14 protein-coding genes are annotated in these 13,720 nt (G+C 63.5%); 3 read left to right on the plus strand and 11 right to left on the minus strand.

Going from position 1 to position 13,720, the window contains the following annotated elements; genetic code table 11:
- Positions 1-83 precede the first annotated feature (83 nt).
- From rseP to rpsB, 8 genes are all read right to left on the minus strand, one after another.
- The gene (gene rseP, locus AAC640_RS05870; RefSeq protein ID WP_340265162.1) at positions 84-1,217 is read right to left on the minus strand and encodes an RIP metalloprotease RseP; all 1,134 of its coding nucleotides are present in this window, start codon (positions 1,215-1,217) and stop codon (positions 84-86) included.
- Positions 1,214-2,371, minus strand: a complete 1,158-nt coding sequence (locus AAC640_RS05875; protein WP_340265163.1) for a 1-deoxy-D-xylulose-5-phosphate reductoisomerase — start codon at positions 2,369-2,371, stop codon at positions 1,214-1,216. The genes rseP and AAC640_RS05875 overlap by 4 nt, the downstream gene beginning before the upstream one ends.
- The gene (locus tag AAC640_RS05880) at positions 2,371-3,147 is read right to left on the minus strand and encodes a phosphatidate cytidylyltransferase (RefSeq protein ID WP_422794958.1); all 777 of its coding nucleotides are present in this window, start codon (positions 3,145-3,147) and stop codon (positions 2,371-2,373) included. Before AAC640_RS05880 ends, AAC640_RS05875 begins: the two co-directional genes overlap by 1 nt.
- A 5-nt stretch (positions 3,148-3,152) precedes the next feature.
- Positions 3,153-3,893 carry a polyprenyl diphosphate synthase gene (uppS, locus tag AAC640_RS05885; RefSeq protein ID WP_340265165.1) on the minus strand — a complete coding sequence of 247 codons (741 nt, stop codon included), beginning with the start codon at positions 3,891-3,893 and terminating at the stop codon, positions 3,153-3,155.
- 44 nt (positions 3,894-3,937) lie between these two features.
- Positions 3,938-4,495 (minus strand): ribosome recycling factor, encoded by a 558-nt coding sequence (frr, locus tag AAC640_RS05890; RefSeq protein WP_340265166.1) that lies wholly within the window; start codon positions 4,493-4,495, stop codon positions 3,938-3,940.
- Positions 4,496-4,502: 7 nt separating this feature from the next.
- Positions 4,503-5,228, minus strand: coding sequence for a UMP kinase (gene pyrH, locus AAC640_RS05895; protein ID WP_340265167.1), 726 nt, complete (start codon positions 5,226-5,228; stop codon positions 4,503-4,505).
- Between the two features lie 356 nt (positions 5,229-5,584).
- Positions 5,585-6,517, minus strand: a complete 933-nt coding sequence (gene tsf / locus AAC640_RS05900; RefSeq protein WP_340265168.1) for a translation elongation factor Ts — start codon at positions 6,515-6,517, stop codon at positions 5,585-5,587.
- Positions 6,518-6,618: 101 nt separating this feature from the next.
- The gene (gene rpsB, locus AAC640_RS05905) at positions 6,619-7,380 is read right to left on the minus strand and encodes a 30S ribosomal protein S2 (protein WP_340265169.1); all 762 of its coding nucleotides are present in this window, start codon (positions 7,378-7,380) and stop codon (positions 6,619-6,621) included.
- A 248-nt stretch (positions 7,381-7,628) separates the two neighbouring features.
- Here rpsB and AAC640_RS05910 point away from each other — a divergent pair, with 248 nt between their 5' ends.
- A complete protein-coding gene (locus AAC640_RS05910) occupies positions 7,629-7,853 on the plus strand; it encodes a hypothetical protein (RefSeq protein ID WP_340265170.1) in 225 nt (74 codons plus the stop codon).
- A gap of 3 nt (positions 7,854-7,856) precedes the next feature.
- Here AAC640_RS05910 and AAC640_RS05915 read toward each other — a convergent pair whose 3' ends face one another.
- Positions 7,857-8,633 carry a CDP-alcohol phosphatidyltransferase family protein gene (locus AAC640_RS05915; protein ID WP_340265171.1) on the minus strand — a complete coding sequence of 259 codons (777 nt, stop codon included), beginning with the start codon at positions 8,631-8,633 and terminating at the stop codon, positions 7,857-7,859.
- Complete coding sequence (locus AAC640_RS05920; protein ID WP_340265172.1) at positions 8,630-9,364, minus strand: phosphatidylserine decarboxylase; 735 nt, start codon at positions 9,362-9,364, stop codon at positions 8,630-8,632. The genes AAC640_RS05915 and AAC640_RS05920 overlap by 4 nt, the downstream gene beginning before the upstream one ends.
- 163 nt (positions 9,365-9,527) lie before the next feature.
- Here AAC640_RS05920 and AAC640_RS05925 point away from each other — a divergent pair, with 163 nt between their 5' ends.
- Positions 9,528-10,748, plus strand: coding sequence for an NADP-dependent isocitrate dehydrogenase (locus AAC640_RS05925; RefSeq protein ID WP_340265173.1), 1,221 nt, complete (start codon positions 9,528-9,530; stop codon positions 10,746-10,748).
- A 95-nt stretch (positions 10,749-10,843) separates the two neighbouring features.
- On the plus strand, positions 10,844-12,457 hold the full coding sequence (locus AAC640_RS05930; RefSeq protein WP_340265174.1) for a GNAT family N-acetyltransferase: 1,614 nt from the start codon (positions 10,844-10,846) through the stop codon (positions 12,455-12,457).
- Here the strand turns inward: AAC640_RS05930 and AAC640_RS05935 are convergent, their stop codons facing one another.
- On the minus strand, positions 12,458-13,672 hold the full coding sequence (locus AAC640_RS05935) for an FAD-dependent oxidoreductase (protein WP_340265175.1): 1,215 nt from the start codon (positions 13,670-13,672) through the stop codon (positions 12,458-12,460).
- Positions 13,673-13,720 lie beyond the last annotated feature (48 nt).

Genomic DNA, 13,720 nt, shown 5'->3' on the forward strand with positions numbered 1-13,720 from the left:
CACCCGCTCACCCTTTTACAAAGAAGCAATGTTCATTCACGCCGGAAGACGACGCCAAATCGCGCCTCCCTGCCCGATACGGCTCAGCCGATCAAGCCGGAGAGGCGCTCCCACAGACCGAAAGAAGATAAATCGTTGAACGTCACGAGCATCATCATCGCCAAAAGGACCGCAAGGCCCGAGCGATAGGCCCATTCCTGCACCCGAGGACTGACCGGCCGGCGTTGGACCGCCTCCACTGCGTAGAACAGCAGATGGCCACCATCCAGCATGGGGATTGGCAAGAGGTTGATGAACCCCAAGTTAATAGAGATGAGCGCCATGAAGAAGACGAAGCTTTCCAGCCCCAGCGTCGCAGCCTGGCCCGACACTTCGGCGATCTTCAGCGGCCCGCCCAGTTCCTTGAGCGAACGGCCGCCCCCCATTATCTGGCCCAGCGTTTCCACCATGGTGCGGACGATACGGCCGGTATGCTGAACAGCTACGACAGGCGCGCGCCAGAGGCTGACGGGCTCGATCACCGGCTCGCCCGGCGCGATACCCAAGCGACCGATGCGGAAGCTGTTGCCGAAGCCGTCCCCTTCTTCGACCGATCCGATGCGCCCTTGCTTTTCGACCTGCCGGCCCTTGCGGTCGAGCAGGATCGTGACAGGCTCGCCCGGACGGATCTGAGCGAACAGGCGGATATCATCGAAGGTCGCCATCTCGCGCCCGTTGATCGAAACGATGCGATCACCCGCCTGGATGCCGGCAGCAGCGGCGGCGCTCCCCGGCTGCACCTGCCCCGCGACGGCGGGCGTACGGCTTTCGCCATGAACGAAGGCGAAGGTTGCGAGAATGACGATGGCGAAGAGGAAATTGATCGCGGGTCCGGCCGCGACGATAGCGGCGCGCTGCCACAACGGCTTGGCCGGGAAGCTCTGCGCGCGTTCGGCGGCGGGCAATTCCAGCCAAGCGGGGTCTGACTGGCTGGCAGCGTTCATGTCCCCCTTGAACCGGACATAGCCGCCCAGCGGGAGCGCGCCGATGCGCCAGCGCGTGCCGCGCCGGTCCACCCAGGCGGCGATCTCCGGGCCGAAGCCGATCGAGAAAGCCTCCGCCTTCACACCGCACCAGCGGCCCACCAGATAGTGGCCCAGTTCATGCACGAAGACGAGCGGCCCTATGACCGCGACAAAGGCCAGGACGGTCAGAAAGAACCCGGGATTCTGGATCAAGCAGTCAATCTTTCCATCACTTCGCCCGCCAGGATCCGCGCCTTCGCATCCGCTTCCAGCACATCGTCGATCCCGTCCGGCACAGGCGCGCTATAGCGGTTCAGGACATCCTCCACAATCATGGCGATATCAAGGAAGCCGATCGCGCCTGCGAGGAAAGCGGCCACGGCGATCTCATTGGCGGCGTTGAGGATCGCCGGCGCCGCGCCCCCCTGCTCGGCCGCGTGGCGCGCCAGACGAAGCGCTGGAAAGCGTTCGGGATCAGGGGCTTCGAAGTCGAGGCGACCAACCTTCGCGAGGTCCAGTGGCTGACAGGGCGTGCCCATCCGCTGCGGCCATGCAAGCGTGCTGGCGATGGGGATGCGCATATCAGGCGAACCGAGCTGCGCCAGCGTCGAACGATCACGATATTCAACCATGGAATGGATGATCGACTGGGGATGAACCAGTATCTCGATGCGGTCGAGACCGACAGGGAAGAGATGGGCGGCCTCGATAAATTCCAAGCCTTTGTTCATCATCGTCGCGCTGTCGACGCTGATCTTCGCGCCCATCGACCAATTGGGGTGCGCCACCGCCTGCGCCGGGGTGATGGTGCGCATCTCCTCCCGGCTGCGGGTGCGGAATGGACCGCCGCTGGCGGTCAGGATAATTCTTGACACATCTTCCAAATGACTTCCAGCAAGGCACTGAAAAATAGCGTTATGCTCACTGTCTACGGGAAGTAGCGTAGCGCCCGACCGGGCGGCGGCATCCATCATCAGCGCGCCGGCCGAGACAAGCGATTCCTTATTGGCGAGCGCGACGGTGCCACCGTTCTTGAGCGCGGCCATGGTCGGGCGAAGGCCGGCGCAACCAACGATCGCGGCCATGCTCCAATCCGCGCCAGCCTGTGCGGCATCGACCAGCGCCTGCTCGCCGGCCGCGACCTCGACCCCCGAACCGCGCAACGCATCCTTCAGCGCCTCATAGCGCTTGGGATTGCCGATGACGGCGATGCGGGCGCCACATTTGCGGGCAGCGGCGGCCAGGCCGGCGACATCGCCATGGGCCGTCAGTGCCACCACTTCATACTTGTCAGGCTCACGCTGAATGAGGTCCAGCGTGGACATGCCTACCGAACCGGTCGCGCCGAAGATGGAGACCTTGCGCATCAGGGGAGCACCAGAAAGAGATAGAGGAGAGCGGCCAGCGGCGCGGCAGCAACCACGCCGTCCAGCCGGTCCATGACGCCGCCATGACCGGGTAGCAGCGTTCCGCTATCCTTTACACCAGCCCGCCTTTTCATGTGGCTTTCCAGAAGGTCGCCAAGTTGAGCCGCCACGGCGAGCAGACCGCTGGCGGCCGCCAGTTGGATCGGCAAGCCGGCGACGCGGTGCAGCAGGAAGCCGAGCACGAGCGCGGCCAGCACGCCGCCGGCCAGGCCTGCCCATGTCTTGGACGGGCTGATCCGCGGAGCAAGCTTGGGACCGCCAATCGCGCGGCCAGCGAAATAGGCGCCTATGTCGGTGGCCCACACGAGGGACAGCGCCCAGAAGGCGAGCAGAAGGCCGAAGCTGCCGGGCGGCTGTTCCCGCAGGAACAGAAGCGCCATCACGGGCAGGCAGATATAGGGGACGCCCAGTGCCAGCCTGATTGACCGCGTCACCAGCGCGACGAAGAAAAAGGCGGTGACCATCGCCGTGAACACCACCCAGGAAACGCCCGCCGCGAGCGGGCAGAGCAGTGCCAGCGGCACCGAAACGGCAAACATCGCAAGACGCCGATGGTCGGGCGTAACGCCGGCGAGGTCGCCCCACTCCCCCTGCATCAGCACGCCCGCCACCACCAGCAGCAGCCAGAAGGGGAAACCGCCGAAATAGAGCGCGACCGAGGCCAGCAGGACAAGCGCGATACCGACGATGGTGCGCTTGCGAAGTTCGCTGCCCACCACGATCACAGGCCGCCGAAGCGGCGGTCCCTGAGGCGAAACGCGTCAAGCGCGCTCGCCAGCGCCCGCGCGTCGAAGTCGGGCCAAAGCATATCTGTGAAGTAGAGTTCCGCATAGGCAGCCTGCCACAGCATGAAATTGCTGAGCCGCTGTTCGCCCGAGGTGCGGATGAGCAGATCGAGGGGGGGCAGATCGGCAGTATCGAGCTCCGCCTCCACATCGCCCAACTCGATGTTCTGGACCTCAATCTCGCCGGCGACAACGCGAGCGGCGATCCTTTGCGCGGCGCGGACCAGTTCATCCTGCGCGCCGTAATTCAGCGCAATGGCGATAATCGGCCCGCTATTGGCCGCAGTGCGCGCGACCGCGCCGTCAATCATGTCCACCAGTGCGGGGTCGAGCACGCGATAATTGCCGATCACTCGCAGACGCACGCCATTGGCATGGAATTCATCCAGGTCAGACTGGATGAAATGCCTGAGCAATGCCATCAGGTCAGCGACCTCGCTGGCCGGGCGCTTCCAGTTTTCCGAGGAGAAGGCATAAAGCGTAAGGCATTCCAGACCCAGATCGCGCGCCGCGCGGGCGACACGGCGAACCGCTTCCACCCCGGCGCGATGGCCGGCGATCCGGGGAAGGAAGCGCTTCTTCGCCCAGCGCCCATTGCCGTCCATGATGATGGCGACATGGCGGGCGCCATGGGGCGGCGCACCATGGGCAGGGTCGGACTTGGCTTGAGTGGCCATCAGAGTGAAGCGCGCGCGATGGGCACAGGCGGCGGGATCCCGGCTCAGTGGCCGAGAATTTCCTTTTCCTTGGCCGCGGCCGCAGCATCGATGTCGGCGATGGTGCTGTCGGTCAGCTTCTGCACCTCGGTTTCCTTGCGCTTGCGCTCGTCCTCGCTGATCTCGCCCTTCTTTTCGTCCGCCTTCAGGCTGTCCATGCCGTCGCGGCGGACATTGCGCACGGCAACGCGCGCGCTTTCGGCGTATTTGCTGGCGAGCTTGGCCAGTTCCTTGCGCCGTTCCTCGGTCAGATCGGGGATCGGCAGGCGGAGCGTCTGGCCATCGACGATCGGGTTGAGGCCAAGGCCCGCCGAACGGATCGCCTTGTCGACCGGGCCGACATTGCCCTTGTCCCAGACCTGTACGGAGAGCATGCGCGGTTCGGGCGCGGACACAGTCGCCACCTGGTTGAGCGGCATGTGCGCGCCATAGACCTCGACCGTCACCGGATCGAGCAGCTGAATATGGGCGCGTCCGGTACGCAGGCCGGACAGATCGCCCTTCAGCGATTCGACCGCGCCGTGCATCCGGCGTTCCAGATCCGCTTTGTCATATTGGGCCATGGTAATTTCAGCGCTCCTGATTTTGCACGATCGTCGCGACGCCGTCGCCTGCCAGCACCTTGGCCAGATTGCCGGTTTCGCGGATGTTGAACACCACGATGGGAATATTGTTTTCGCGGCAGAGTGCAATGGCGCTTGCGTCCATGACCTTAAGATTGTCGTTCAGCACCTTGTCAAAACTGATCTCGTCATAGCGAGCCGCATCCACCACCTTCTTGGGATCGGCATTGTAGATGCCATCGACGCTCGTCCCCTTGAACAGGGCGTCGCAGTTCATTTCCGCCGCCCGCAGCGCCGCAGTGGTGTCCGTGGTGAAGAAGGGACTGCCGGTGCCGGCCGCGAAGATAACGATCCGGCCCTTTTCCATGTGCCGCACGGCCTTGCGCCGGATATAGGGCTCGCACACCGTCGCCATCGGGATCGCCGACTGGACCCGGGTATCGTAGCCCAGCTTTTCCAGCGCGTTCTGCACCGCCAGGGCATTCATCACGGTGGCGAGCATCCCCATATAGTCGGCGCTCGCCCGGTCGAACCCCTTGGCCGCGCCGGCAAGGCCACGGAAAATATTGCCCCCGCCCACGACAACGCACAGTTCAAAGCCGGCATCCTTTGCCGCCGCGATTTCAGTAGCGACGCGGTTCACCGTTTCCGGCTCTATGCCGAACTGCCCCTGCCCCATCAGCACTTCGCCAGATAATTTCAACAAGATGCGCTTGAAGGCAGGCCGGGTCATGCGGGGCGAGAATCCTTTTGATTGGCAGGAAAAGCGGCCGGACATTAGAGGTGCCAAGGCGCGATGCCAAGGGCGTTCGTCGTCGCGCAGGCAAGATGCATCGACGATCCTGACCGCCGATCAGCGGGTCGTCACTCCCGCCGGGCCATCCATCAGCCGGCAGGGCGTATCAGAAGGCTGCAAAACGGCCGAGCGGATTGGCCGTCGCTCCGCTCATCCGAGCGCGCAGCTGAGGTCGGAATCAACGACCGGCTTGACCGGACACGCAAAGCGATCACGCGCAACCGCCTGAAACGCGAAGCGGCGCGGTTCGCATCGGAACCGCGCCGCCATGCAACGTCAAGGAGACCTGGCGATCAGACGCCGGCAGCAGCAGCCACTTCCGCGGCGAAATCGCTCGTTTCCTTCTCAATGCCTTCGCCGAGCTGGAAGCGGACATAGCTTTTGAGCGTGATCGACTTGCCGGCATCCTTGGCCGCAGCGGCGATGACGTCCTGAACCGGGGTCTTGCCGTCCATCACGAAGGCCTGGGTCAGCAGAGCATTTTCCTTGCGGAACTTCTCCACCGGGCCATTGATGATCTTCGCCGCGATCTCCTCGGACTTGCCGGCGATCTTGTCGGCGTTCTTTTCGCGCGCGATCGCCGCTTCGCGCTCGATGATCGCCGGATCGATCTCATCAGCGGTCAACGCCAGCGGGAAAGCGGCCGCGATGTGCATCGCGATTTGCTTGCCCAGCGGCTCCAGCACATCGGCGGGCGCGTCGCCTTCCAGCGCGACGAGAACACCGATCTTGCCCAGGCCCGGCGCGGCAGCATTGTGGACGTAGGGAACGACGACGCCCTGGCTCACTTCGACACGGCCGACGCGACGCAGATTCTGGTTTTCACCGATGGTGGCGATGTTCGAGACCAGCTTTTCGCCGATCGTGCCGCCGGCAGGGTGCGCCTGCGACGACAGGGCTTCGGCATCGGCCGCGCCGCTGCCGATGGCCACCTGAGCCACGGTGCGGACGAAATCCTGGAACTGGTCGTTCTTCGCCACGAAGTCGGTTTCGCTGTTCACTTCGACGGCAACGCCCCTCGTGCCGGCGACGGCGACGCCCACGAGACCTTCAGCGGCAGTGCGGCTCGACTTCTTCTGCGCGGCGGCAAGGCCCTTGGCACGCAGCCAGTCGACGGCTGCTTCCATGTCGCCATTGGCTTCGGCGAGCGCCTTCTTGCAGTCCATCATGCCGGCGCCCGAACGGTCGCGCAGTTCCTTGACGGCGGCAGCGGTAATCTCGGCCATGTTTCGGCTCCTAAATGTACAGGGGGGTTAAGATAAAGGCTAGGGCGCGTTCCGGTGGAGCGCGCCCTAGCCTGTCATAATTGCAGTTCGAAGACCGCGGATCAGGCCTGAGCGGCGACGATCTCTTCGACTTCCGGCTCGTCCAGAGCGCCAAGGTCGACGCCTGAAGCCTGCTGCGCGCCACGGTTGCCCTTGGTCGCAGCGGCGGCGACGGCATCGCAATAGAGGCGAATCGCGCGGCTGGCATCGTCATTCGCCGGAACCGGGAAGGCGATCCCGTCGGGCGAGACGTTCGAATCGAGGATGGCGACGACCGGGATGCCCAGGGTGTTGGCTTCCTTGATCGCCAGCTCTTCCTTGTTGGCGTCGATCACGAACATGACATCGGGAATGCCGTTCATGTCGCGGATGCCGCCCAGCGACAGTTCGAGCTTCTCGCGCTCGCGGGTCATCTGAAGCACTTCCTTCTTGGTGAAGCCGTGGGTGTCGCCCGACAGCTTTTCCTCAAGGGTCTTCAGGCGCTTGATCGAGCCCGAGATGGTCTTCCAGTTGGTGAGCATGCCGCCCAGCCAGCGATGGTTGACGAAATGCTGGCCCGACTTGCGCGCAGCTTCGGCAATCGGATCCTGCGCCTGGCGCTTGGTGCCGACGAACAGCACCTTGCCGCCGGCAGCGACGGTGGCCGACACGAAGTCGAGCGCGCGGCCGAAGAGCGGCACGGTCTGCGAGAGGTCAAGGATGTGGATGCCGTTGCGCTCGCCGAAGATGTACGGCTTCATGCGCGGGTTCCAGCGGTGGGTCTGGTGGCCGAAATGGGCGCCAGCCTCAATCAATTGGTGCATGGTGACGACAGGAGCCGCCATGGTCTTTCTCCTTCCGGTTGATGCCTCTGGGAACCAGGAACTGGGACGCGAACGCCGTCAGCACCGGATATGTGCGATTCCCATGTGGAATGGGGGCGCCCTTAGCGCGACAGTCGACTGTGCGCAAGGGGTTGACTTGACCCTAACCCAAGAACATATAGTGAACATGCGGAACAAAAGGCCGGCCGGCCGGATTAAAACCGCCATTGGCAACCCGCCGTTCGACGGCAAAGGGAAAGTGAGCGTCCATGTTCACCGTGATTGCAGCCACTGTCTTTCTTGCGGCCTTCCTGCTCGCCGCAACCACCATCACGAGCATGCTCGCCCTCTATCATGACAAGATGGCGGCGGCGCTGTTGTTCGACCCGATCCCTAAGGAGGCGCCGGTCTATCGGATGCGGATCGTGCGGCGCCGGGTCGGAACCGATGGCGGCAAGACCGGTGCTGCTGCCCCCGCTCAGGCTTACGCCTGATCCTCAGGCGTCAGACGAGGGCTGCTGTCGGCGTGCCCGGGCATAGGACATCATGCCGAAGGGAATGCTGACAAGGTAGCCACCGCAGAGCACGAGCAGCGTCAGCCAGGGATCTGTGATCAGCAAGGCGGCGAGAAGACCCGCCACCGCTATGGCTTCCAGCCGGATGCGTTTGCGCAGGCGCAGCGCGGACCAGCTGTAGGTCGCGATGCTGGAAATCATCAGAAAGGCCGCCAACGCGGTCCAGGGGGCGACCACATACCAGGCGCGAAAAATGTCCTGCCCCGTGACCAGCCACAAATAAAGCGGCACGAAGGCAAGGCCAGCGCCCGCCGGCGCAGGCACGCCGGTAAGAAAGCCAGCGGATTTATGGGGCTGCTCGTCGGCATCGATATTCGCGTTGAAACGCGCGAGCCGCAGCGCACAGGACAGCGCGTGGGCAAGCGCGAAGATCCAGCCGAATTTCGGCATGGAATGCAGCGACCAGAGATAGAGGATCAGGGCCGGCGCGACGCCGAACGCGATCGAATCAGACAGCGAATCCAGTTCCGCGCCAAAGCGGCTTTCGCCCCGCAGCAGCCGGGCGATCCGGCCATCAAGGCCATCGAGTACGCCAGCGATCAGGATCGAAAGGACCGCCCTTTCCCACTCGCCGGAAATGCCATAGCGCACACCGGTCAGGCCGAAGCAGAGCGCCATGGCGGTAACGGCATTGGGCGCGACCATCCGCAGCGTGATCCCCCGGCGCAACCCCCGTGGGATGGCGCGCCGCCGTCTCATTGCTGGATCCCGGAAATGACCCGCATGTCGCCGATCTGGCCCAGGATCGTCTCCCCCGCGACGGTCCGCTGGCCCAGCACCACGCGCGGCGCTGTACCGGCCGGAAGATAGACGTCGACGCGGCTGCCGAAACGGATCAGGCCGATACGCTGGCCCGCGGCGATCAGGTCGCCGGGCTTGACGAAGGGCACGATCCGCCGCGCGACCAGCCCCGCAATCTGGGTGAAGCCCACGCGCACCCCGTCATGGCGTTCCACCAGGATGTGCTGGCGCTCATTGTCTTCGCTGGCCTTGTCGAGGTCCGCATTCAGGAACTTGCCGGAAATATAGACGACCGACTTTACGGTGCCACCAATCGGCGTGCGATTGATGTGGACGTCAAACACGCTCATGAAGATGGAGACACGGATCATCGGCTGATCCCCCAACCCGTCTGGCCCCATCATTTCCCGAGGCGGCGGCACACGCTGGATGAGGGTCACAAGCCCGTCGGCCGGCGCGATGATCGCCCCTTCATCCTGCGGCACGGCGCGGACCGGATCACGGAAGAAAGCGAAGACCCAGATCGTCACCATCACCATCAGCCACGCAGGTATGTGCCAGCCGACCAGGAACAAAAGCAGCGTTATCGCCACGGCGATCAGGCCAAATTTTATCCCTTCGGCATGGACCGAAGGGAAGCGCCACTTCACGTTGCCGCCCAGGGCGACGCTGATCTCATCATTTTCCATCGCCATGTCTTTAGGGACAGTCACTTGCAGTGACAACGGCCGATACCCCCACTATTCCGTTATTGACATTGCATCGCGAACCCCAATGCGCGGTTGAACATTGCCGCCACTTTCCGTAGGGCAGGGCGCATTCCACCCGAAACGAAGAAGGCGAAAGAGGCGCATGGCGAAGATCAAGGTCAAAAATCCTGTCGTGGAAATTGATGGCGACGAAATGACGCGGATCATCTGGCAGTGGATCCGTGAGCGCCTCATCCTCCCCTACCTCGACGTCGACCTGAAATATTATGATCTCGGCATCGAAAAGCGCGACGAAACCAACGACCAGATCACCGTGGATTCCGCCAACGCCATCAAGGAATTTGGCGTCGGCGTGAAGTGCGCCACGATCACCCCTGACGAAGCGCGCGTCGAGGAATTCGGCCTCAAGGACATGTGGAAGTCGCCCAACGGCACGATCCGCAACATTCTGGGCGGTGTCGTCTTCCGCGAGCCGATCGTGATCCGCAACGTGCCGCGCCTGGTGCCGGGCTGGACCGATCCCATCGTCATTGGCCGTCATGCGTTCGGCGACCAGTATCGCGCCACCGACTTCCTGGTCCCCGGCCCCGGCAAGCTGCGCATGGTGTGGGATGGCACCAATGGCGAGAAGATCGAGAAGGAGGTTTTCAACTTCCCAAGCTCCGGCGTCGCGATGGGCATGTATAATCTCGACGAGTCTATCCGCGACTTCGCCCGCGCCAGCATGAACTACGCGCTGGGTCGCGGCTGGCCGCTGTATCTGTCGACCAAAAACACGATCCTCAAGGCCTATGACGGACGCTTCAAGGACCTGTTCCAGGAAGTGTTCGACAATGAATTCGCAGACCAGTTCAAGGCGGTGGGCGCCGTCTACGAGCACCGCCTGATCGACGACATGGTCGCCTCTGCCCTCAAGTGGAGCGGCAAGTTCGTCTGGGCCTGTAAGAATTATGACGGCGACGTCCAGTCGGACACCGTGGCGCAGGGCTTCGGCTCGCTCGGCCTCATGACGTCCGTGCTGCTCTCGCCCGATGGAAAGACTGTCGAGGCCGAAGCCGCACACGGCACGGTGACCCGCCACTATCGCCAGCACCAGCAGGGCAAGCAAACTTCGACCAACCCGATCGCGTCGATCTTCGCCTGGACCCAGGGCCTCGCCTATCGCGGCAAGTTTGACGAGACGCCGGAAGTCACCCGCTTCGCCGAAACGCTGGAGAAGGTCTGCATTGAGACGGTCGAGAACGGCGCGATGACCAAGGACCTCGCCCTGCTGATCGGTCCGGATCAGGCCTGGATGACCACCGAGCAGTTCTTCGAGGCGATCCGTGCGAACCTCGAAACCGCCATGGGTCAGTGGAACTGACACGGAACTGATCCGCGCCTGCGCGGTTCAATACGGAAACGGAATGAGGCGGCGCCGGAGATCGGCGTCGCCTTTTCCATGGCGGGAGACGAGCGATGACGACCAAAGCCCAGAAGCGCCTGGAGGTTCGCCGGGCCCTCCCGTCCGACGTGCGCGGCATCCAGCGGCTGATCGCGCGCGTCTATCCGGGGATGTCCAATTATTCGCTGGCGACGCTGCGCGGCCAGATCAACAATTTCCCGACAGGCTGCTTCGTCGCGCTCTATGACAATCGGATCGTGGGCTATTGCGCGACGATGCGGGTCAGCAAGACCATGGCCTTTTCCCCCCATGACTGGGAGGAGATCACCGCCAACGGCTTTGGTACGCGCCACAGTGCCGCCGGCGAGTGGCTCTATGGCTATGAAATGGCGGTCGATCCCAAGCTGCGCGGATTGCGCATTGGCCAGCGCCTCTATGACGAACGCAAGGAACTGGCCGAGGACCTGGACCTGCACGGCATCGTCATCGCTGGCCGCATGCCCGGCTACGCCCGCGCCAGGCGTCGGGTAGATGGCCCGAGCGACTATCTGGACAAGGTGGCTCATGGCAAGCTGCGCGACCAAGTGATCAGCTTCCAGCTCAAGAATCAGTTCGAGCCGCTCGGCGTGCTGGAAAACTATCTTCCCGAAGACAAGCAGTCGGATGGCCACGCCGCCCACCTCGTCTGGCGCAACCCCTATGTCGACCCCGACGAAGCGCCGGAGATGCGCGTACCGCGCGGCGTCGAAAGCGTTCGGCTCGCCACCTGCCAGTTGCAGGCGCGCGCTGTTTCCGATTTCGAAGCGTTTGTCAGGAATATCGAATATTTCGTTGATGTTGCAGCAGATTATAGATCCGACTTCATCGTCTTTCCGGAACTGTTCACGCTGCCCCTGCTCTCCTTCGAAACCAAAAGGCTGACGCCGCTCGAAGCGATCGACAAGCTCACAAGCTACACGCCGCGCCTGACCCGCGAACTGACGCGGATGGCGCTGGAGTATAATATCAACATCATCGGGGGTTCCCACCCGACCCGCGCCGATGATGGCGACATCCAGAATATCGCCTATGTCGCACTGCGCGACGGGTCGGTCCACACGCAGGAAAAGATCCATCCGACGCCAAACGAAGCCTTCTGGTGGAACATCAAGGGCGGGGACTCGCTCGACGTGATCCAGACCGACTGCGGTCCGATCGGCGTGCTCATCTGCTATGACAGCGAATTTCCCGAACTTGCCCGACGGCTGGTAGACCAAGGCGCGCGCATCATTTTCGTCCCCTTCTGCACCGACAGTCGGCTTGGCTATATGCGGGTGCGCTATTGCGCGCAGGCGCGGGCGATCGAGAACCAATGCTATGTCGTGATGTCGGGCAATGTCGGCAACCTGCCGAACGTCGACAATATGGACATCCAATATGCGCAAAGTGCCATTCTGACGCCCTGCGACCTGCCGTTTGCGCGCGACGGCATCGCCGCGGAATCCACCGAGAATGTCGAGACGCTCACCATGGCGGACGTGAACCTTGCAGACCTGAGCTGGGCGCGCGCCGAAGGCACCGTGCGCAACCTGCGGGATCGGCGATTCGACCTGTATCATATCGATTGGGATAGCAATCCCGACCACGCGCATGCGCCGAGCGGCGGCCCGGTGCCGGCGGGCGGCCATAATTCGCCGGGTGGAGGATAGCTAAAGCCGACGCCCCGCATCGGGCGAACGGATATGCTCGCGCCGAAAACCGAGGCCCACAAGCCGGGCCGGAATGCCGCGCAGGAAGGCGTATCGATCAAGCAGCTTCACGGGCCAAGGCGGCTCGATCAGCCGAACATCCGGATCGAACAGCGCGCCGATGATCCGGTCATGCGCCAGTTTCTGCGCCCGCTGGATGAGGCGCGTGGGCAGGAGCCGGCGTTGCTGAACGCGTGGCGCGATCATGTCGACATCCTCGCCCTTCGCCATCGGCCCCGCCATCAGGTTCGCCGCTGCCACCGCATCCTGGATGGCTAGGTTGATGCCCACTCCCCCCACCGGCGACATGGCATGAGCAGCGTCACCGATCGCCAGCAGTCCGGGACGATACCAGCGCGTCAGCCGATCGAGCGCGACGGACAGAAGCTTCACCTGGTCCCAATCGGTCAACCCCTCCGCCGCATCGGCCATGCCCGGCATCAGCGTCGTAATTTCCGCGCGGAAGGCGGGCAGTCCCCGCGCGCGCACCGCATCGGCCTGCCCCTTGGCGAAGACGTAGGCGCATTGCCAATAGTCGCCCCGGTCGATCAGCACGAATAGCCGCCCGGCTTCGAACACGCCCATGGTCTGGTTGTCCGCCGTCGCTCGCTTGGGCAGGCGGAACCAGAAGACGTCCATGGGCGCGCCGATATCCCTGAGCGGCAGCGCCGCCGCTTCCCGTAGCACAGATCGCCGTCCGTCGGCGGCGATCACATAAGCGGCCGGCGCGACCTCGCCACCCTTCAGAATAACGCCATCGATCCGGCCGGACGGGTCATGGGTCAGGCCGGTCGCCTCCGCGTTCATGCGTAGGGTGAACCCGCTATAATGACTCGCTTCCTGGGCGACGAAATCCAGAAAGTCCCATTGCGGCATCATCGCGATGAACCGGCTGTCCACGGGCAGGCGCCGGAAATCGGCGATCCGCATCCGCTGTCCGGCGATGCGGCCAGCCAGTTCGCTGATCCGCGTGTGGGGCCGCTCCAGCAACCGATCACGCAGCCCCAGTTCGCGAAACAGCTCCAGCGTCGAGGGGTGAACGGTATCGCCGCGAAAATCGCGCAGGAAGTCGCCATGCTTTTCCAGCACCGTGACCGGCACGCCCGCTCGCGCAAAGAGCAGCCCGGCCATCATCCCCGCCGGGCCCCCGCCGACGATCACCAGTTGCTTGGCCATCGGCCATCCTCTCCCGCACACAGGAAACAACCGCTATCGGCAGAGGGT

Source organism: Sphingobium mellinum (genome assembly GCF_037860795.1).
Lineage (GTDB): Bacteria > Pseudomonadota > Alphaproteobacteria > Sphingomonadales > Sphingomonadaceae > Sphingobium > Sphingobium mellinum.

Excerpts from the sequence above, each read along its gene's own strand:
- AAC640_RS05875 (WP_340265163.1), bottom strand. The coding sequence starts at position 2,371 with ATGCGCAAGGTCTCCATCTTCGGCGCGACCGGTTCGGTAGGCATGTCC.
- uppS (WP_340265165.1), bottom strand. The coding sequence starts at position 3,893 with ATGGCCACTCAAGCCAAGTCCGACCCTGCCCATGGTGCGCCGCCCCAT.
- frr (WP_340265166.1), bottom strand. The coding sequence starts at position 4,495 with ATGGCCCAATATGACAAAGCGGATCTGGAACGCCGGATGCACGGCGCG.
- pyrH (WP_340265167.1), bottom strand. The coding sequence starts at position 5,228 with ATGACCCGGCCTGCCTTCAAGCGCATCTTGTTGAAATTATCTGGCGAA.
- tsf (WP_340265168.1), bottom strand. The coding sequence starts at position 6,517 with ATGGCCGAGATTACCGCTGCCGCCGTCAAGGAACTGCGCGACCGTTCG.
- rpsB (WP_340265169.1), bottom strand. The coding sequence starts at position 7,380 with ATGGCGGCTCCTGTCGTCACCATGCACCAATTGATTGAGGCTGGCGCC.
- AAC640_RS05910 (WP_340265170.1), top strand. The coding sequence starts at position 7,629 with ATGTTCACCGTGATTGCAGCCACTGTCTTTCTTGCGGCCTTCCTGCTC.
- AAC640_RS05915 (WP_340265171.1), bottom strand. The coding sequence starts at position 8,633 with ATGAGACGGCGGCGCGCCATCCCACGGGGGTTGCGCCGGGGGATCACG.
- AAC640_RS05920 (WP_340265172.1), bottom strand. The coding sequence starts at position 9,364 with ATGGAAAATGATGAGATCAGCGTCGCCCTGGGCGGCAACGTGAAGTGG.
- AAC640_RS05925 (WP_340265173.1), top strand. The coding sequence starts at position 9,528 with ATGGCGAAGATCAAGGTCAAAAATCCTGTCGTGGAAATTGATGGCGAC.
- AAC640_RS05930 (WP_340265174.1), top strand. The coding sequence starts at position 10,844 with ATGACGACCAAAGCCCAGAAGCGCCTGGAGGTTCGCCGGGCCCTCCCG.
- AAC640_RS05935 (WP_340265175.1), bottom strand. The coding sequence starts at position 13,672 with ATGGCCAAGCAACTGGTGATCGTCGGCGGGGGCCCGGCGGGGATGATG.